Annotated in this window: 13 protein-coding genes and 3 pseudogenes; 11 read left to right on the top strand and 5 right to left on the bottom strand. The window is 70.4% G+C overall.

What is annotated here, in order from left to right:
• Positions 1-1285: protein-disulfide reductase DsbD family protein (locus MQH10_RS24805; RefSeq protein WP_242566650.1), on the top strand; the 1285-nt coding region annotated here is incomplete at its 5' end.
• On the opposite strand, the gene MQH10_RS24800 is transcribed toward MQH10_RS24805, so the two are convergent.
• Both MQH10_RS24800 and MQH10_RS24795 read right to left on the bottom strand, forming a co-directional pair.
• Entirely contained in the window at positions 1282-1668 is a 387-nt protein-coding gene (locus MQH10_RS24800; RefSeq protein ID WP_242566649.1) for a VOC family protein, read from the bottom strand. The genes MQH10_RS24805 and MQH10_RS24800 overlap by 4 nt on opposite strands.
• 84 nt (positions 1669-1752) lie before the next feature.
• The gene (locus MQH10_RS24795) at positions 1753-2202 is read right to left on the bottom strand and encodes a hypothetical protein (RefSeq protein WP_242566648.1); all 450 of its coding nucleotides are present in this window, start codon (positions 2200-2202) and stop codon (positions 1753-1755) included.
• Between the two features lie 105 nt (positions 2203-2307).
• Here MQH10_RS24795 and pgi point away from each other — a divergent pair, with 105 nt between their 5' ends.
• The gene (gene pgi / locus MQH10_RS24790) at positions 2308-3927 is read left to right on the top strand and encodes a glucose-6-phosphate isomerase (protein ID WP_242566647.1); all 1620 of its coding nucleotides are present in this window, start codon (positions 2308-2310) and stop codon (positions 3925-3927) included.
• Positions 3928-3935: 8 nt separating this feature from the next.
• Complete coding sequence (locus MQH10_RS24785) at positions 3936-4793, top strand: SDR family NAD(P)-dependent oxidoreductase (RefSeq protein ID WP_242566646.1); 858 nt, start codon at positions 3936-3938, stop codon at positions 4791-4793.
• Here the strand turns inward: MQH10_RS24785 and MQH10_RS24780 are convergent.
• A complete protein-coding gene (locus MQH10_RS24780; protein ID WP_242566645.1) occupies positions 4790-5575 on the bottom strand; it encodes a siderophore-interacting protein in 786 nt (261 codons plus the stop codon). The genes MQH10_RS24785 and MQH10_RS24780 overlap by 4 nt on opposite strands.
• A gap of 392 nt (positions 5576-5967) precedes the next feature.
• Between MQH10_RS24780 and hisS the strand changes: the two genes are divergently transcribed.
• The 4 genes from hisS to MQH10_RS24760 all read left to right on the top strand — a co-directional run bounded on the left by hisS (position 5968) and on the right by MQH10_RS24760 (position 11093).
• Complete coding sequence (gene hisS, locus MQH10_RS24775) at positions 5968-7437, top strand: histidine--tRNA ligase (RefSeq protein ID WP_242566644.1); 1470 nt, start codon at positions 5968-5970, stop codon at positions 7435-7437.
• 6 nt (positions 7438-7443) lie between these two features.
• Positions 7444-8586 carry an ATP phosphoribosyltransferase regulatory subunit gene (locus MQH10_RS24770; RefSeq protein ID WP_242566643.1) on the top strand — a complete coding sequence of 381 codons (1143 nt, stop codon included), beginning with the start codon at positions 7444-7446 and terminating at the stop codon, positions 8584-8586.
• Entirely contained in the window at positions 8583-9536 is a 954-nt protein-coding gene (gene hisG, locus MQH10_RS24765) for an ATP phosphoribosyltransferase (protein WP_242566642.1), read from the top strand. The genes MQH10_RS24770 and hisG overlap by 4 nt, the downstream gene beginning before the upstream one ends.
• A 354-nt stretch (positions 9537-9890) precedes the next feature.
• Positions 9891-11093, top strand: coding sequence for a BaiN/RdsA family NAD(P)/FAD-dependent oxidoreductase (locus tag MQH10_RS24760; RefSeq protein WP_242566641.1), 1203 nt, complete (start codon positions 9891-9893; stop codon positions 11091-11093).
• Positions 11094-11139: 46 nt separating this feature from the next.
• On the opposite strand, the gene MQH10_RS26985 is transcribed toward MQH10_RS24760, so the two are convergent.
• Together MQH10_RS26985 and MQH10_RS24745 are read right to left on the bottom strand one after the other, a co-directional pair.
• A complete protein-coding gene (locus tag MQH10_RS26985) occupies positions 11140-14901 on the bottom strand; it encodes a M13-type metalloendopeptidase (RefSeq protein WP_336605228.1) in 3762 nt (1253 codons plus the stop codon).
• Positions 14902-14995: 94 nt separating this feature from the next.
• Positions 14996-15484: a copper chaperone PCu(A)C gene (locus MQH10_RS24745; protein ID WP_242566640.1), complete on the bottom strand. Its 489-nt coding sequence runs from the start codon at positions 15482-15484 to the stop codon at positions 14996-14998.
• 125 nt (positions 15485-15609) lie between these two features.
• Between MQH10_RS24745 and MQH10_RS27190 the strand changes: the two are divergent.
• The 4 genes and pseudogenes from MQH10_RS27190 to MQH10_RS24730 all read left to right on the top strand — a co-directional run.
• Positions 15610-16203 (top strand): annotated as a pseudogene (locus MQH10_RS27190) (cation:proton antiporter domain-containing protein); the annotation flags it as partial.
• A 110-nt stretch (positions 16204-16313) separates the two neighbouring features.
• Positions 16314-16715 (top strand): annotated as a pseudogene (locus tag MQH10_RS27185) (cation:proton antiporter domain-containing protein); the annotation flags it as partial.
• A gap of 153 nt (positions 16716-16868) precedes the next feature.
• Positions 16869-17396: pseudogene (locus MQH10_RS27180) on the top strand (NAD-binding protein); the annotation flags it as partial.
• A gap of 526 nt (positions 17397-17922) precedes the next feature.
• On the top strand, positions 17923-18722 hold an 800-nt coding region (locus MQH10_RS24730), incomplete at its 3' end, for an outer membrane protein (protein ID WP_242566639.1).

Genomic DNA, 18722 nt, shown 5'->3' with positions numbered 1-18722 from the left:
CCCGCCCCCGGCCAAGGCCGCCGCGCCGGCCGGCCCGGGCCTCGGCCTCGCCGCCGCCGTGGCCTTCGCCTTCCTGGGCGGGCTGATCCTCAACCTGATGCCCTGCGTCTTCCCGATCCTGGCCATGAAGGCGGCCTCGCTCGCAGGTCACGCCCATGAGCACGCCGCCGCGCGCCGTCAGGGCCTGGCCTTCCTGGCCGGCGTGCTGGCGACCTTCCTGGGCCTCGCCGGACTGCTGATCGCCGTGCGCGCCGGAGGCGCCGCCGTGGGCTGGGGCTTCCAGCTGCAGTCGCCGCCGGTGGTGGCGGTGCTCAGCCTGCTGATGCTGGCCGTGGCCCTGAACCTGTCAGGCCTGTTCGAGGTCGGATCCTCGCTGCAGGGCGTGGGCCAGGACATCGCGTCGAAGGGCGGCCTGGCCGGCGCCTTCTTCACCGGCGCCCTCGCCGTCGTGGTCGCCGCCCCCTGCACCGCGCCCTTCATGGCCCCGGCGCTCGGCTGGGCCCTGACCCAGGACGCGCTGTCCGCCCTGGCGGTGTTCGCGGGCCTGGGCCTCGGCTTCGCCGCGCCCTTCACCCTGGCGGCCTTCGCCCCGGCCCTGCTGTCGCGCCTGCCCAAGCCGGGCGGCTGGATGGAGGGGTTCCGCCGGCTGATGAGCTTCCCGATGTATGGCGCCGCCGCCTGGCTCGCCTGGGTGCTGACGGTCCAGGCCGGATCCTCGGCTCTGGCCCGGGTGTTCGCCGCCGCCGTGGTGCTGGCGCTCGGCGCCTGGACGCTCGGCATCGCCCAGCGCCGCCAGGCCGCAGGGCGTCAACCGCTGGGCCACGCCCTGACCGGGGCCGTGCTGGCGATCCTGGCCTTCCTGGCCTGTGTCTGGCCGAGCTACGCCCAGGCCCCGGCCGAGGGCTCCGCCGCCGGCTCGGACGCCACGGCCGCAATCCCTTACGAAGCCTGGAGCCCTGAAAAGGTCGCCGCCGCCCAGGCCGCCGGCAAGCCGGTGTTCGTGAACTTCACCGCCGCTTGGTGCGTGACCTGCCAGGTCAATGAAAAGGTCGCCTTCTCCACGCCCCAGGCGGCCGAGGCGTTCAAGCGCTCGGGCGCCGTCTATCTGAAGGGTGACTGGACGCGGAAGGACGCGGTGATCGAGGCGGAGCTGGCCAAGCATGGCCGGGCCGGCGTGCCGCTCTATCTGGTCTATGGCGCCAAGGGCGGCGAGCCCGAGATCCTGCCCCAGCTCCTGACCCCCGCCATCCTCACGGCGGCGGTGGAGAAGGCGGCGAAGTCCTAGGCGGGCCCCGCCCGGAACACGCACAGCTTGTTGCCGTCGAGATCGCGGAAATAGGCTCCGTAGAAGCCGTCCGGATCGTCGCCGCGGATTCCGGGCGCGCCCTCGTCGGCGCCGCCCAGGGCTAGGGCCTGAGCGTGAATCTGATCGACAAGCGCGCGGGTCGGGGCGCCTAGGGCCAGCATCGATCCATTGCCGACGCTCGCAGGCGCCCCGTCCCAGGTCTTGGTGATCACCAGCATCGGCGGGCTCGGTCCGGCCGAGTACCAGACCCGGGACTCCGAGGTGTAGCCGTTGGCCGCCATGCCCAGATGGGCGAGCAGCGGGTCATAGAAGGTGCGCGCGCGGTCCAGATCGTTGGAGCCGAGCATGACATAGCCGATCAATTGAGCCTCCCCCAGGTCGCCGGGGGCGCGTTCGGCCGCCCCCTCCCCAACTGATCTAGGCGCCGGGACGCGGGGCCGCCAGGGTCAGGCCGGCGGGGCGGGCGGGGCGGTGATGACCTCGACATTGTCGTTCAGCAGGTAGGACATGTCGCGCAGCGCCGTGTCGCGGGCCTTGCGGTCGGCGGCCGCGGCGTCGACGGCGGCGAGCTTGAGCGGCAGGTCCTGGGAGATGCCGCGCAGGATGCACTTCAGGTCGCCGTCCGTGCCGCGCTGGGCCAGCAGCAGGTGGCCCTTCATGTCCAGGTCCGACAGGGCGGAGACCGCCGCGTGGAAGGCCGGCGTGATCGGCTTGTCGGTGCCGCGGAAGGCGTCGACCTGGGCCTTCAGGGTCTTGGCCCGCGCCACGATGTCGACGAACAGCGGCTCGCTCGCCACCGAAGGCGGCGGGGACATGGCCGGGCCGGGGCCGGGCGCCATGGGGCCGGTCGCGGCGAGCCAGAAGAAGGCGACGGAGGCGGCGGCGTCACAGGACATGGGGGAAACCCTCGCGAAAGCTCTGGCCGTCCAAGACAGGACGTTGTCCGATCTGCTACCTGCAACATGGTAAACGCCGTCCTACCACCCGCCGCCGGAGCCCGCATGACGACCGACCTCGACGCCGCCTGGACCCGCTTCGACGTCGCCGGCGCCGCCGCCCGCGACCGCCGGATCGTGGACCTGTTCGTCGCCGAGCCCGGACGTCTCGATGCCCTGGTGGTCGAGGCCTGCGGCCTGCGCCTCGACCTGTCGAAGCAGCCCTGGACGGAGGCGGATCTGGGCGTCGCCCTCGACCTGGCCCGCGCCGCCGATCTTGAGGGCGCCCGCGCCCGACTGTTCGCCGGCGAGGCGGTCAACGCATCCGAGGATCGCGCCGCCCTGCACATGGCCCTGCGCGCGCCGAAGGGCGCGGCGTTCAAGGCCAAGGGCGTCCCGGTTTCCGCCGAGGTCGAGGCGACCCGCGACCAGATCCGTCGCTTCGCCGGCGCCGTCCGCGCCGGCGAGATCCGCGGCGCCAGCGGCCAACCCTTCCGCGCCATCGTCCATATCGGCATCGGTGGGTCCGACCTCGGCCCCCGCCTGATCTGGGAGGCCCTGCGCCCGCTCGAGCCCCCGATCGAGTTGCGGTTCGCGGCCAATGTCGATCCGGCCGAGGTGGCCCTGGCCCTGGCCGGCCTCGACCCCGCCGAGACCCTGGTGGTCGTGGTCTCCAAGACCTTCACCACCCAGGAGACCCTGGCCAACGCCGAGGTCGCCCGCGCCTGGCTGCGCGCCGCCCTGGGCCCTTCCGCCGATTCGCATCTGGTGGCGGTCTCCGCCGCGCCCGCCGTCGCCCAGGCCTTCGGGGTCCCCGCCGACCAGGTCTTCGCCTTCTGGGACTGGGTGGGCGGCCGCTATTCGATCTGGTCGGCCGTCGGCCTGTCTTGCGCGGTGGCCCTGGGCTTCGAAGTGTTCGAGGCCCTGCTGGCCGGGGCCGCGGCCATGGACGCCCATTTCCTGGAGGCGCCGCTTAGCCGCAACGCCCCGGTGATGCTGGCCCTGGCCCACGTCTTCAACCGCAACGGCCTGGACCGGCCCCTGCGGGCGGTCATTCCCTACGCCCAGCGGCTGCGTCTGTTCGCCAATTTCCTGCAGCAGCTGGAAATGGAATCGAACGGCAAACGGGTCAGCCAGACCGGGGCGCCCCTGAGCCGCAGCTCGGCGGCGGCCGTGTTCGGCGACGCCGGCACCAATGGCCAGCACGCCTTCTTCCAGCAGCTGCACCAGGGCACCGATGTGGTCCCGGTGGACTTCATCGCCGTCGCCAAGGCGGGCGAGGGAGAGCCCGCCTCCCAGACCAAGCTGCTGGCCAATGTCATCGCCCAGGCCGAGGCCTTGCTGGTGGGCCGCTCGGCGGACGATGTCCGCGCCGAGCTTGAGGCCAAGGGCGCGCCCGCCGCCCAGATCGCGGCCCTGGTCCCGCAGCGGACCTTCCCGGGCGACCGGCCCTCCAGCTTCATCCTGATGGACCGCCTGACGCCGGAGTATCTCGGCGCCCTCATCGCGCTCTACGAGCACAAGGTGTTCGTCGAGGGCGTGCTCTGGGGGATCAACAGCTTCGACCAGTGGGGGGTGGAGCTGGGCAAGACGCTTGCCGCCCGCATCCTGCCCGAGCTTGAGGGCCAGGCGCTCAATCCCCACGATCCGTCCACCGCCGCCCTGATCGGCCTTCTGAAAGACTAAGGACCCCCATGCAGGACCTCAAAGGCAAGACCGCCTTCATCACCGGCGGGGCCAGCGGCCTGGGCCTGGCCATGGCCCACGCCTTCGGCGAGGCAGGCATGCAGGTCATGCTGGCCGATATCGAGCGCGCGCCGCTGGACGCCGCCATCGCCGATCTGGAAGCCCGCCAGATCAAGGCCGCAGGCGTCATCTGCGACGTGGCGGACCGCAAGACGGTCGAGGCCGCGGCCGCCGAGACGATCGCGACCTTCGGCAAGGTGCATGTGGTCTGCAACAACGCGGGCGTCGGCGCCGGCGGGCCGATCGATCAGGTCAAGCCGGCCGACTGGGACTGGGTCATGGCCGTGAACCTGATGGGCGTGGTCTATGGCATGGAGACCTTCCTGCCCCTGATCCGCAGCCACGGGGAGGGCGGCTGCTACGTCAACACCGCCTCCATGGCCGGCCTGATCTCGGCGCCGGGCATGGAGCCCTACACCGCCAGCAAGTACGCCGTAGTCGGCATGTCGGAAGGCTGGTTCGCCCAGCTGGCGCCGGAAAACATCCATGTCGCCGTGCTGTGCCCGGGCTTCGTCCGCACCAAGATCAACCAGTCCAGCCGCACCCGCCAGGCCCAGTTCGGCGGACCGGCGGTGACGGAAGTGGTGGCCGGCAATCTGGTCGATAGCGGCATCGATCCTGAACGGGTCGGCCGCCGCGTGCTCGAGGGCGTGATCGCCAAGGAGCGCTACATCCTGACCCACCCGGACATGCGTCCCCTGGTCCAGGGTCGCTTCGCCGGCCTGATGGCCGCCTTCGACGCCGCCGACGCCAGCCCGGCGCTCAAGGACATGGATTACAAGTCCCCGAGCCTGCCGGTCGGCTAAGCCCGGGCCGCCATGCGGGCCGCAAGGTCCGCCTCGTCCATGATGTGGTCGTGGCCGCCCTGGCGGCCCGGCCGCCAATAGCCCTCGGCGCTGATCTGGTCCTTGGCGAAGCCGCGGGCCAGCAGGCCGCGGCGGATCGTCTGGACCGTGCTGGTCTCGGTCATCAGATAGGCGTGGCCGCGGCCCGGCCGGGGCGCGAACAGGGCGACCCGCTCGATCAGGCCCAGGCTGGCCGGCAGGGCGGGGCCGCCGCGCACCAGCCAGTCCAGGTCCAGATCGCAATAGGCGTCGAGCAACTGGCGGTCGTCCTTGTCCTCGACCTCGATCATCGCGAACGCGCGCACCTGTTCGGGCAGGGACTCAAGCATGGCCAGCACGCCGGGCAGGCCGGTCTCGTCGGCGACGAACAGGTGCCAGTCGGCCTGGAGATTGACCACGGTGCGGCCGCGCGGGCCCGCGGCCTCGACCGTGTCGCCGGGCCGGGCGGTGAGGGCGAAATGCTCGCCGGGGCCGCCATGACCATGGATCACGAAGTCGATCGCCAGACGGCCCGTCGCCCGATCCAGGGACCGGATCGTGTAGTGGCGCCGGCCCACCGTCCCGTCGGCGAGCGGCAGCAGCAGCACGAGGTCCTGCCCCGGCTGGTAGGCGAGAGTCGAAAGACCCTCGCCGGTGAAGGTCAGGCGGCGCGCGTGGGGGGTGAGGCTTTGAGTGTCCGCCAGCGTCAGGGTGCGGACCGGCAGGGGCGGGCGATTGGGGCGGCCAGGGAAGGGGCTCGGCATGGAGGACCTCATTTCGTATGATCTAGATATATCTTGCATGAGATATATCTAGATACACACTTCGAAAGAGTCCAGTCCCTTGCGATCAATTCGCATCTGAGCCGGCGACTCGCCTTTCGCCCGTCGCTGGTCTATGGGGATCGCCGCATGACCCGGTTCGCCCACCATCACGGCCACCACCATCCGACCTGCCTGCGCGGGATCGGTCGGGGTCGTTCGGCTTAAGCCCGAACCCGACGCGAGCCCCGCGAAAGCGGATGGGGCTCGCTTCAGTCAGCCGCCCCATCCGTCGAGACCCACCCTTGAAGGGACGACGACGATGAGCTTCCAGACCGACCGCAAACCCGCCCCGCGCCTTGCCGCGCGCGCCGCCAAGCCTTAAGCGCTCCGCCATGTCCGACGCATCCCAACGCCCCGAAGCCCGCGCGCCGCGCGGCTTCATCGACCGCCGCGCCCGCGATCTCGCCGCCGAGCGCGAGATCCTGACCCGGGTCTCCGCCGTCTATGAGCGCTATGGCTTCGAGGCCCTGGACACCGGGGCCTTCGAGTACGCCGACGCCCTGGGCAAGTTCCTGCCCGACGCCGACCGCCCCAATGAGGGGGTGTTCGCTCTGCAGGACGACGACGAGCAGTGGATGGCGCTGCGCTATGACCTGACCGCGCCGCTCGCCCGCTTCGTCGCCCAGCACTGGGAGACCCTGCCCAAGCCGTTCCGCCGCTACGCCTTCGGGCCGGTCTGGCGCAACGAGAAGCCGGGTCCTGGCCGCTACCGCGAATTCGTCCAGTGCGACGCCGACACGGTGGGCTCAGCCCGCCCCGAGGCCGACGCCGAGATCATCGCCATGGCCGCCGAAGGCCTGGGGGCCGCCGGCCTGCCGACCGGCGCCTATGTCATCAAGATCAACAATCGCAAGCTGCTGAACGGCCTGCTCGCCACGGCCGGGGTCACGACCGAGGGCCAGAAGCTCGCTGTGCTGCGCGCCGTCGATAAGCTCGACCGCCTGGGCCCCGACGGGGTGCGCCTGCTGCTGGGCGAGGGCCGCAAGGATGAGAGCGGCGCCTTCACCAAGGGCGCGGGCCTGGACGCCAAGTCGGCCCAGGCCGTGCTGGCCTTCACCGCCGCCGGCGTCGCCGGCAGCCGCAGCGAGACGCTGGACGCCATCGCCCGGGTAATCGGCGGCTCGGCGGAAGGCGACGAGGGCTTGGAGGAGCTGTCGCGCATCGAACGCGCCCTGACCGGCCTGGGCGTCGGCGCCGACCAGGCGATCTTCGATCCCTCCGTCGTGCGCGGCCTGGAATACTACACCGGCGCGGTCTTCGAGGCCGAACTGCTGCTCGAGACCACCGACGACAAGGGCGAGCCCGTGCGGTTCGGCTCGGTCGGGGGCGGCGGCCGCTATGACGACCTGGTGGCCCGCTTCACCGGCGAGCGCACCCCGGCCACCGGCTTTTCCTTCGGGGTCTCGCGCCTGGCCTCGGCCCTGCGTGCGGCCGGCCGCGATCTGGGCGGCGCGTCGCGTGGCCCGGTGGTGGTCATCGCCTTCAGCCAGGACGACATGGGCGCCTATTTCCAGCTGGTCGGCGAACTGCGCGCCGCCGGCATCGCCGCCGAGGTCTATCTGGGCGGCTCGGGCATGAAGGCCCAGATGAAGTACGCCGACAGACGAATGTCACCGGCCGCTGTCATTCTGGGCGGCGACGAGATCGCGGCGGGGACGGTGACGGTGAAGGATCTGGATCTGGGCCGCGCCTTGTCGGCCGGCGTCACCGACAACGCCGCCTGGCGCACGGAGCGTCCCGGGCAGCAGACCATTCCGCGGGGCGAGCTGATCACCGCTCTGCGCCGGATCCTGGAGGCCTGACCCGCCATGCGCGCCGAGCCCGCCGTTCCTCCTGAAAAGCTGGCCGCGATCCGCGCGCCGTTCCTGGCGGCGGGGGCCGAGGCGGTCGACGCCCCGCTGCTGCAGCCGCTGGGCCTGCTGCTCGACCTGGCGGGCGAGGCGCTTCGCGCCCGGCTGTTCGTGGTCCAGGCCGAGGGCGGGGCCGAGACCTGCCTGCGGCCCGACTTCACCGTGCCGGTGGCGCGGCTGCACCTCGACCGCGGCGCGGCCTCGGGGCGCTATCTCTATGAGGGCAAGGTGTTCCGCGCCGCGCCCGACAGCGCCGATCTGCCGGAGGAATTCCTGCAGATCGGGCTGGAGCGGTTCGACTCCGGCGACGCCGCCGCCCCGGCCGCGGACGCCGAGATCGTCGCCATCGCCTGGCGCGCCGTCGAGGCCGGGGGCCGCAAGGACTTGTCGCTCTGGCTGGGCGACGTGGCCCTGTTCGCCGCCTTCGTGGACGGGCTGGACCTGAGCCCCAGCCTCACGGCCCGATTGAAGCGCGCCGCCGCCCGCCCGCGCCTGCTGCAGGCCGAGCTGGCCCGCGCCGGACAGCCCGCAGCCGAGGCCTCCGATCCGGGCGGCCTGGCGGGCGTGCTGGCGGCGCTCAGCCCCGCCGAGGCCGGCCGCATGCTGGAAGAGGTCTGGTCTCTGGCCGGGGTCGAGCCGGTCGGCGGCCGCGGCCCCGCCGAGATCGCCCAGCGCCTGGTGCGCCGCGCCGAGGCCCAGCGGGCGCCGGCGCTCACCCTCGACCAGGCCGAGGCCCTGCGCCGGTTCCTGGCCATCGAGGCTGAGCCTGCCGATGCGCTGGCCGCCGTCGCCGCCCTGGCGGGTCCGAAGTCCAAGGCCTTGAAGCAGGCCCTGAGGATCTGGACCCAGCGCCTGTCGCACCTGTCGGAAGCCGGCGTGCCGATCGCCCACGCCCGGTTCGCCACGGCCCTTGGCCACGCCTTCGACTATTATGACGGCCTGACCTTCGAGATCCGCGCCCAGGGCCTGGGGCCCGACCGGCCGATCGCGGTCGGCGGTCGCTATGACGGCCTGCCCACCCGGCTGGGCGGTCCGGCCGAGGCCCAGGCCGTCGGCTGCACCCTTCGTCCCCTGTGGGCCCTGGCGGAGGACGCCCGATGAGCGAACCCCTGATCATCGCCGTCCCCTCCAAGGGGCGGCTCAAGGAACAGGTCGAAGAGTGGCTGGCCGACTGCGGCCTGAAGCTTTCCATCGCCGGCGGCGCCCGCGGCTATATGGCCGAGCTGAAGGGGGTCAGCGGCGTGCAGGTGCGCCTGCTCTCGGCCGGCGACATCGCCGAGGCGATCGACGCGGGCGAGGTCCATCTGGGGATCACCGGCGAGGACCTGCTGCGCGAACGCGCCGGAGCGCTGGAGGACCGGGCCCTGCTGCTGCGGCCCCTGGGCTTCGGCCGCGCCGACCTGGTGGTCGCCGTGCCGAAGAGCTGGATCGACGTGGACACCATGGCCGACCTGGAGGAGGTCGCCCACGACCTCCTGGCCCGCAACGGGCGGCGGATGCGGGTGGCGACCAAGTATCTGGTCCAGACCCGCGCCTTCTTCGCCCGCCACGGCATCGCCGACTATCGCATCGCCGAATCGGGCGGGGCGACCGAGGGGGCGCCGGCGGCCGGGGCGGCCGAACTGATCGTCGACATCACCACCACCGGCGCGACTCTGGTCGCCAACGGCCTGAAGATCCTCTCCGATGGAATTATTTTGAAGAGCCAGGCCCAGCTGACCGCCGCCCTTCGCGCGGACTGGTCGGACGCCCAGCTGGCGGCCGCCGAGGGGCTGTTGCGGGTCATCGAGGCCCGCGCCACGGCCCATGACAGCGCCACCCTGGTGTGGCCGGCTCAGGACGATGACGACGCCCTGGTGGAGACCTTGGTGTCGGCCGGCGCGGTTCCGCGGCCCAATGGGCTGCTGACACCGGTGGACATGGTCGCCCGGGCCGCCGGCGTGCTGACGGCGGCGGGTCGAGGGCCGGTGACGGCCTCCCGGCCGGACTTCGTGTTCGACACCCGCTGCGCCCCCTTCGACGCCCTGCGCACGAGACTGGGGAAAATTTGACGTAAACGTCAAAAATATTCCCCTGAGAGACGTAAATCCGGCTGATCGCGAAAATCTGATCCATTTTCAGCCGAATGGTCGAAATGGGTGCATTGACTCGAACCGGAAATTGCCGTTTTCTCAGTCCTGCGAGAGACATGACGGCTACTAAGTCCTGCAGTCTCCGGCGTTTCGGGGAGGAAACGCCCGCTTAATAAGAGCGACAGCTCAAAATAAGGCCCGTTGCGATTATCCCCCGCAACGGGCCAAATTTTTGCCCGCAGCTAATTTTGACTCATGAGTCAAAAATATTCCCCTGACGCTCGCCCCGCCGCCCCGTGCTAGAGGGCGCTCCGCGCAGCGACAGACCCTTGCATGACCGACCAGCCCCAAATCGCCGTCATCGGCGCCGGCCCCGCAGGCCTGTTCGCCGCCGAGCATCTGGCCCGCGCCGGCTGGCGGGTGACCGTCTACGACCGCATGCCGAGCGTCGGGCGCAAGTTCCTGATGGCCGGTCGCGGCGGTCTGAACCTCACCCACTCCGAACCTGTCGCCCCGTTCCTGGCCCGCTATGGCGCCGCCGAATCCTGGCTCGCCCCCCTGCTGCAGGCGTTCAGCGCCGCCGACCTGATCGCCTGGGCGGAAGGCCTCGGCCAGCCGACCTTTGTGGGACCGAGCGGCCGGGTGTTCCCGAAAGCCATGAAGGCCTCGCCCCTGCTGCGCGCCTGGCTCACGCGGCTCGCAGAACTGGGCGTCGAGATCCGCACCCGCGCCGAGTGGACGGGCTGGACCCCCGAGGGCGCGCTGAGCTTTTCGAGCCCGGAGGGAGACGTGACGGTGCGGCCGGACGCCACCCTGCTGGCCCTGGGCGGCGCGAGCTGGCCCCGGCTTGGCTCCGACGGCGCCTGGACGCGCCTGCTGGCCGACCAGGGCGTCGCCCTGTCGCCCCTGCGTCCGTCCAATTGCGGGTTCGAGGTGGACTGGAGCCCGATCTTTAAGGACCGCTTCGCCGGCCAGCCGCTGAAGGCCGTGGCGATCAGCCATCGCGGGCGGGTCGCGCGCGGCGACGCCATGATCGCCGCCTATGGCCTGGAAGGCGGGGCGGTCTACGCCCTCTCGGGCGCCCTGCGCGAAGCCATCGCCGCCGACGGTCCCCAGACCCTGGAGATCGATCTGCGGCCCGATCTGTCCCGAGGCGGCGTCACCGACCGCCTGGCCCAGGCGCGCAAGGGCCTGTCGACCACCGAGCTGCTGCGCAAGGCCCTCAAGCTCACGCCCGCGGCGATCAATCTTGTGCGGGAGGGCCACGGCCCCGGCCTGGCGCCCGAGCGCCTGGCGGCGGCCGTCAAGGCCGTGCCGATCCGGGTCACCGCCGCCCGTCCCCTCGACCGGGCGATTTCCAGCGCCGGCGGGATCGCCCGCGAAGCCTTGGACGAGGGCCTGATGCTGAGGGCCCGCGCGAACGTCTGGGCGGCCGGCGAGATGCTGGACTGGGAGGCGCCGACCGGCGGCTATCTGCTGCAGGCCTGCTTCGCCACGGGGCTGTGGGCGGCCCGGGCCATCGCGGCGTCGCGCTAGGTCGAAGCAGAAGGGGCGGGCCTTGCGGCGCCGCCCCTCGAACTCGCTACCAGATCCGGACCCGGTTCTCCGGGGCCACATACATGCCGTCGCCCGGCTTGACCCCGAAGGCGTCGTAGAAGGCGTCGATATTGCGGGTCGGCACATCGACCCGCGCGCGGACTGGGGCGTGGGGATCGGAGACCAGCAGCTGGCGCTGGCGGTCATCGCGCAGCTTGGCGCGCCACACCTGGGCCCAGCCCAGGAACACCCGCTGGTCGCCGGTCAGGCCGTCGATCACCGGCGCCGGCTGGCCATGCAGGGAGACGTGATAGGCGTCGAGCGCCAGCAGCAGCCCGCCCAGGTCGGCGATGTTCTCGCCCATGGTCAGACCGCCCTGGATATGGGCGCCGGGCAGAATCTCGATCGCCGAGTACTGCGCGCCCAGCTTGGCGGCCTGGGCCTCGAACTTGGCGGCGTCCTCGGGCGTCCACCATTCGGCGAGACGGCCGTCGCCGTCGAAGTGGCGGCCCTGGTCGTCGAAGCCGTGGGTGATCTCATGGCCGATCACCCCGCCAATGGCGCCGTAATTGATCGCCATGTCGCCTTCGGGATCGAAAAAGGGCGGCTGCAGAATGGCGGCCGGGAAGACGATGCCGTTCTTGGTGGGCGAGTAGTAGGCGTTCACGGTCGGGGGCGTCATGCCCCACTCCTTGCGGTCGACCGGACCGTTCATGCGCTTGACGTTGCGTTCCCACTCGAAGCGGTTGGCCCGCTGCACGTCGCCATAGAGGTCGCCGTCCTTGAGGGTCAGGGCCGAATAGTCCCGCCAGGTGTCGGGATAGGCGATCATCACGCTGAACTTGGACAGCTTCTCCAGGGCCTTGGCCTTGGTGGCGTCGCCCATCCAGGTCAGGCGCTGGATGCGGCCCTTCATGGCCGTCAGGATGTCGCCGACCAGCCCCTCCATCCGGGCCTTGGACTCGGCGGGGAAATAGGTCTGGACATAGAGCCGGCCCAGCGCCTCGCCGACCGAGCCGTCGACCAGGGCCACGCCGCGCTTCCAGCGGGGCTTGGGCTCCAACTGGCCGGCCAGGACCTTGTCGCGGAACGCGAAGCGGGCCTCGTCGAAGTCCTTGGACAGGTAGGGGGCGGCCTGGTCGGCCAGGCCGAAGGCGGTCCAGGCCTTCAGCGTCTCCATCGGGGTCTTGGCGTAGATCGCCGCGATCTTGGGGAAGGCGGTGTTCTCGGCGACCACCACCTTCTTGGCGGCGGACAGATCGGCGCCTGCCAGGAAGGCGGTCCAGTCGAAGCCGGGCGCCAGGGTCGCGAGCTGGGCCGTGGGGTAGGGGTTGTAGGTCTTGGTGTCGTCGCGCTGTTCGATCTTGGTCCAGGACACCTGGGCGATCTCGGTCTCGAGCGCCACGATCGCCTTGGCCTGGTCTTCCGGGTGTTCCCAGCCGGAGAGCTTCAGGATCTGGGCGATATAGGCCTCGTACTTGGTCTTCTGGGGCGCGAACTTGGCCTCCAGATAATAGTCGCGGTCCGGCAGGCCGAGGCCGCCCTGTCCCAGATAGACGGTGTAGCGGAGCGGGTCCTTGGCGTCGTCATAGACGAAGGCGCCGAACACCGAGCTGCCGAAGCCGCTCTGGTGCTGGCCCATGATCCGGGCGATGTCGGAGCGGGTCTTGGCCTTGCGGATCAGGGCGAGTTCGCTGGCCATCGGCTTGGCGCCGAGGGCGTTGACGGCGTTTTCGTCCATGAAACTGCGATAGAGGGCGCCGATCCGGGCCTCGTCGCCCGTGGCGGCCTTGTCGGCGGCGGCCTTCTCAAGCACCGCGCGCATGCGGTTGGTCGACAGTTCGCGCAGGCCGTCAAACGAGCCGTAGCTGGTGCGGTCCGAGGGGATCACCAGGTTCCGGACATAGGTCCCGTTGGCGTAGTCGAAGAAGTCCTGCCCAGGGGCGACGCTGAGGTCGCGGCCGGCCAGGTCGAAACCCCAGTCCCCGCGCCGCGGCGCCTTGGCGAGATCAGAGGCGGAATCGGCGGCGAACGCGGGCGCGGCCGCGAGCACGAGGGCGAGGGACGCCCCAGCGAGCCAGTGGGATTTCATTGTGTTATCGGGCCTTTGAACCAAACGCGGGGGCCGCGACCATGACGGCCGCGGCGCCCCTTGCCACGTTACTTTTTTGTTACGTCGCGGCGACCCCGAGGGCCTCCAACGCCTTGGCGCGGATGGCCTTGTAGTCGAGCTTGCCGTTGGGCGCGCGGCCCACCGGGGCCAGGACCAGTTCCCGCGGGCCTTGTAGTCGGCCAGGTGGGACTTCACGTGGGCGGCCAGTTCGGCGAGGCTGGGCGACACGCCGGGCGCGCAGTCGACGACCGCGCAGATGCGCTCGCCGAAGCGGGGATCCGGCACGCCCACCACCGCGGCGTCGCGCACGCCGGGGAAGCGCTTCAGGGCCTCCTCGATCTCTTCCGGGAAGACCTTTTCGCCGCCCGTATTGATGACCTGGGAGCCGCGGCCGAGCAGGGTGATGGAGCCGTCGGTCTCGAGCGTCGCCCAGTCGCCCGGCACGCTCCAGCGGCGGCCTTCGAAGGTGCGGAAGGTCTTGGCCGACTTCTCCTCGTCCTTGTAGTAGCCGACCGGGGTGTAGCCGCCGACCGCCACCAGGCCGCGCTCGCCGGAGCCCGCCTCGACGCGGCGGCCGTCCTCGGTGAACACCGCCGCATTGGGGCCGGCCAGGAACTTGGCGGTGCCGACCGTGGCCCCGCCGCCCGAGGTGGAGCCGGCCAGGCCGAGCGCCTCGGACGAGCCCAGGCTGTCGATCAGCATGACGTGCGGCAGATGCTTCAGGAGGCCCTGCTTGTTCTCCGCCCCCCACATGGCGCCCGACGATACGATCCGGCGCAGGGACGGCAGGGTCCAGCGGCCGGGATGGGCCTCAAGGGTCTCCAGCATGGGCGCGGCGAAGGCGGGGCCGACGATCACCAGGCCGGAGGCCTTCAGGCGATCGACCTCGTCGAACAGGGCCGCGGGATCGAAGCGGCGCGAGGCCAGGGTGGCCACGGCCGAGCCCGCGACCAGGCTGCCCATGGAGATGAACTGGCCGGTGGCGTGCATCAGCGGCGCGACGGGAATGGTGATCACGGGATCGGGGTTGGTCGCCGCGGCGGCCTTGGCGCGCTGCCCCGCCTCGGCCACGGTCTCCAGGGGCGGGAGGCCCAGCAGCAGGTTCGCGCCGCCGCCCAGCGCCTTGAACAGATCCTCCTGGCGCCACATCACGCCCTTGGGCATGCCGGTCGTGCCGCCGGTGTACATGAACAAGAGATCGTCGGCGGAGCGGCCCCAGGCGGCCTCGAAGCGATCCGCGCCCGGCGCGGCGATCGTCTCATAGTCCACGGCCCAGTCCGGAACCGGCTGGCCGGCCTCGGCCACGCAGATCCAGGTCTTCACCTTGGGCAGGCGGCCGCGAACCTTGCCGGCCATCTCGGCGAAGGCTGAGTTGAACACCACGGCCTCGGCGTCGGCGTTGTCGAACAGATAGATCAGCTCGTCGTCGCCATAGCGGTAGTTGGTGTTGAACGGGACCAGGCCGGCCTTGAAGGCGGCGAAATAGGTCTCCAGGTACTCCGGCCCATTATAGAGATAGGCGGCGACCTTGGACTGGCGGGTCAGGCCGGCGCCCGCCAGATGGGCGGCCAGCGCATTGGCGCGGCGATCGAAATCCCGCCAGCTGATGACGCGTTCGCCATGGATCAGGGCGGGGCGGTCCGGCGTCGCCGCGGCGACCGATTCCCACAGGTTGGCGTAATTCCAAGCCTCCACGGGCATCCTCCATAAAATCAAAAAAATATGGAGGGCATAAGCCGCAGGCGCCCCCGCCAAGTCAACGGCGCGAGGCGGTCCGGGCCTGAGACGGCTAGTGGTTCATGTGGTCCATCGGCATGGTCATCGCCGGGGCGCCCTTTGGGCCGGAGCCCACCACGAACTCGGTCTTGATCCGCGCGCCGCTGGAGAAGACCAGGGTGGCGGGCAGCCTGTCGCCAGCCTTGGACGCCTTGGTCAGGCCGATCAGCATCAGGTGATAGCCGCCCGGCGCGAAGGTCACGCTCTGGCCCGGCGCCAGGGCGAGCCCGGTCTCCAGGCGCTTCATCGACATGATCCCGTTGGCCATGGAGGTCTGGTGCATCTGCACCTCGGTCGCGGCCTTGGTCTCGATGGAGACCAGGGTGTCGGCGGCCTTGCCGCGATTGGTCAGGGTCATGAAGCCCGCGCCATTGGCCCCGGCGGCGGCCGGGCGGCTCCAGGCCTGGGTGACCTCGATCCCGCTCGCCTTGGGGGCGGCGTGGGCGGCGGAGGACAGGACGAGGGCGACGGTCGCGGCGGCGACGGCAAAGGCGGATCGCATAAGCGGGCTCCTGGGGCGGCCGGCAGGGAACAGTCGGGCCCGCCGGGCGTCTTAGGCGTGCGAAGTCGGGTTCCGCAAGGGCCGCCTTAGCGGGCATAGTGCGCCCGCGTCCTTGAGGAGTCCGCATGGAAGGTCACGTCTCGCCCGGCGAATATAAGGACATCGTGCTGTTCCTGGCGACCGCCGGCGTCGTCGTGCCGCTGTTCCGCCGCTGGAAGATCAGCCCGATCCTGGGGTTCATCAGCGCCGGCGTGGTGCTGGGCCCCTTCGGCCTGGGCGCTCTGACCCATGTCGCGCCTTGGCTGGGCTATTTCACCATCGACAATCCGCAGGAGGTCGCCCAGCTCGCCGAGTTCGGGGTGGTGTTCCTGCTGTTCATGATCGGGCTGGAGCTGTCCTGGGAGCGCTTGCGGCTGATGCGCCGCTTCGTGTTCGGCATGGGCGCCCTGCAGGTCAGTCTGTCGCTCGCGGTGATCGCCGGCGCCGCCATGATGCTGGGCCTGCCGCCGACGGCCGCGGCCGCCATCGGCGCGGGGCTGGCCCTGTCCTCCACCGCCATGGTCATGCCGATCCTGACCGAGGCCAAGCGCCAGCATTCGCCGGCCGGGCGGGCGACCTTCTCCGTACTGCTGTTCCAGGACCTGGCCGTGGCGCCGATCCTGATCACCTTGACCCTGCTGGGCCGGGGCGGGGAGCAGACCCTGTCGCCGAAGCTGCTGCTGGCGCTCGCCCCGGCGGTCGGCGGGATCATCGCCCTGGTGGCCTTCGGCCGCCTCTTGCTGCGGCCCATGCTGAAATCCGTGCGCGCGCCAAGAGCGAAGAGCTGTTCATGGCCGCCTGCCTGCTGGTGGTGCTGGGCGCGGGGTTGGTCAGCGCCGTCACCGGTCTGTCCATGGCGCTGGGCGCCTTCATCGCCGGCCTGCTGCTGGCCGAGACCGAGTATCGGCACGAGGTCGAGGTCACCATCGAGCCCTTCAAGGGCCTGCTGCTGGGCCTGTTCTTCCTGTCCGTGGGCATCGGGCTCGACCTGTCCCTGCTGGCCGCCCAGCCCTGGCTGGTGCTCGGGGTGGCCCTAGGCGTGGTGATCCTGAACTTCAGCGTCGTCTTCCTGCTGGGCCGCCTGTTCGGCCTGACCGGGGGCGGGGCGATCGAATCGGCCCTGCTGCTGGCGGCGGGCGGCGAGTTCGCCTTTGTGATTCTCTCCCAGGCCATGGGCGACGGGGTGCTGGACCGCTCGCTGGGCCAGACCGTGCTGGTCTCCTCGACCCTGTCGATGATGTGCATCCCGGGCCTCGCCGCCCTGGGGCTCAAGCTGGGCGGGCGAAAGCTCGCCGCCGACACCCTGACACCCGCGCCTGAGGGGGCCGAGGATCAGTCGCCGCGGGTGCTGGTGGTCGGCTATGGCCGGGTCGGCCGGCTGGTGGGAGACATGCTCGGCCGGCACGAGACGCCCTGGGTGGCGGCGGAGCGCGATCCGCGCCTGGTCGAGGCCGGCCGTCGCGCCGGCGAACACATCTATTATGGCGACGCCTCGCGCCCGGAGTTTCTCAAGCGCTGCGGGCTCGAGACCGCGCCGGCCCTGGTGGTCACCATGGATTCGCCTGAGGGGGTCGAGGCCATTGTCGCCACCGCCCGCCAGATGCGCCCGGACCTGACCATCGTCGCGCGCGCCCGGGACGCCCGTCACGCCGCGCGGCTCTATGAGCTGGGCGCGACCGACGCCGTGCCGGAGACCGTCGAGGCCAGCCTGCAGCTGTCCGAGGCGGTGCTGGTGGAGATCGGGGTGCCGATGGGGCTGATCATCGCCTCGATCCACGAACGGCGCGACGAGATCCGCAAGGAGCTCAATCGTCCGGAAGCCTTGGGCGGGCGGACCCGGCGATATCGGCGGCCCGCCAAGAACGGCGCCTAGAGCCTTTTCGGTTCAGATGGACTCATCTGAACTGAGGAAAAAGGCTCTACTTCATATGTGTAGAGCGCGTCGGGCAGGCTAACCGGTTCCACTTAGCCCTGACGCGCTCTAGCGGGCTTCGGAAATTCCACGCAGAGGCGAGGGCGATTGTCCTGTGCGCTAAACACGCGTCCTGTGACCCCAGTAAGGCCGAATCTCGAAACAGCGAAGATTTCTGGGAACCCAGGTGAAGGTTCGGCGTTTGGACTTCGGGTTGTTGCAGAAGCGCTCATCCTGAGAGGGATGATCCCGGTCCTCGGCGCGCGCGAAACGTGTCGCCGAAGTGTCCGGGTCGCCATTATCCCTGCGCCGGGCGTTGCCTGGAGCGGGGATTATTGTGTAGCTTCGATGTGACTAACTCGCGGGGTCGCGGAGAATGGCGGTTAGTGTTGCCTTGGCGACACTTTCGCGCAGCTTCCACCCTGTTATATGGTGGAGAGGTGCTGGGTCATTAGGCCGCAGCACAGGGCAAGAGAGGGCTCTGAATATGAAATTCAAACTTCTGGCAGGGGCCGCCCTGGCTGCGGTGTTCGCCGCGTCCGGCGCTGCTGCGCAAGAACCCGGTTGGTACGGCGCCGTTGACCTGGGCTATCACACGCCGGAAGGCGCGGAGATGACCTCGTCGAACAATTCGGCGTCGGGCGCTCCCTATAACTGGGATCTGACCCAAAAGGACGACTGGGCCGGCTTCGCTCGTCTCGGCTATCAGCTGAACGATCACTGGCGCGTCGAACTCGAAGGCGGCTACCGCGCGGGTGACGTCCAATCGTTCCGCGGCAGCTCGTCGCAAGCCATCATCGGCCTCTGCACCCCCGGCGTCCTCCGCACGGCGGCTTCGCCGAACTGCGGCGCGCCCTCGGGCAGCATGGCTTCGTGGACCGTCATGGGCAATGTCATCTATGACATCCTGCCTGACTCCGCGATCAACCCGTTCATCGGCGCCGGCGTCGGTGTGAACCACCTGAAGGCCGACTCGGTCGTCGGGCAGTTCTCGAACGTGACGGGCACGATCTCGGCTGCCAACCCCGGCATCCAGAACCTGACCGTCAACGACGACGACACCTCGTTCGCCTGGCAACTGCTCGGCGGTCTGGCCTGGAAGGCCACGGATCGTCTGAACGTGGACGTGACCTACCGCTATCTGAGCGGTGCGGACATGACCCTGGCCTCCACCGGCACTGCGGCTCTCCAGCCGGGCAGCTGGTCGGGCAAGTACAGCGACCAATCGGTGACCTGGGCCTGCGCTATTCCTTCGCTGCGCCGCCGCCCCCGTCCGCCGCCCCCGCG

This window comes from Phenylobacterium aquaticum (assembly GCF_022695515.1).
Classification (GTDB): domain Bacteria; phylum Pseudomonadota; class Alphaproteobacteria; order Caulobacterales; family Caulobacteraceae; genus Phenylobacterium; species Phenylobacterium aquaticum.
The sequence above is the reverse complement of the archived record's forward strand: the minus strand, read 5'-3'. Positions and strand labels throughout refer to the sequence as shown.

Excerpts from the sequence above, each read along its gene's own strand:
- MQH10_RS24780 (WP_242566645.1), bottom strand. The coding sequence starts at position 5,575 with ATGCCGAGCCCCTTCCCTGGCCGCCCCAATCGCCCGCCCCTGCCGGTC.
- MQH10_RS24770 (WP_242566643.1), top strand. The coding sequence starts at position 7,444 with ATGCGCGCCGAGCCCGCCGTTCCTCCTGAAAAGCTGGCCGCGATCCGC.
- hisG (WP_242566642.1), top strand. The coding sequence starts at position 8,583 with ATGAGCGAACCCCTGATCATCGCCGTCCCCTCCAAGGGGCGGCTCAAG.
- MQH10_RS24795 (WP_242566648.1), bottom strand. The coding sequence starts at position 2,202 with ATGTCCTGTGACGCCGCCGCCTCCGTCGCCTTCTTCTGGCTCGCCGCG.
- hisS (WP_242566644.1), top strand. The coding sequence starts at position 5,968 with ATGTCCGACGCATCCCAACGCCCCGAAGCCCGCGCGCCGCGCGGCTTC.
- MQH10_RS24745 (WP_242566640.1), bottom strand. The coding sequence starts at position 15,484 with ATGCGATCCGCCTTTGCCGTCGCCGCCGCGACCGTCGCCCTCGTCCTG.
- pgi (WP_242566647.1), top strand. The coding sequence starts at position 2,308 with ATGACGACCGACCTCGACGCCGCCTGGACCCGCTTCGACGTCGCCGGC.
- MQH10_RS24785 (WP_242566646.1), top strand. The coding sequence starts at position 3,936 with ATGCAGGACCTCAAAGGCAAGACCGCCTTCATCACCGGCGGGGCCAGC.
- MQH10_RS24760 (WP_242566641.1), top strand. The coding sequence starts at position 9,891 with ATGACCGACCAGCCCCAAATCGCCGTCATCGGCGCCGGCCCCGCAGGC.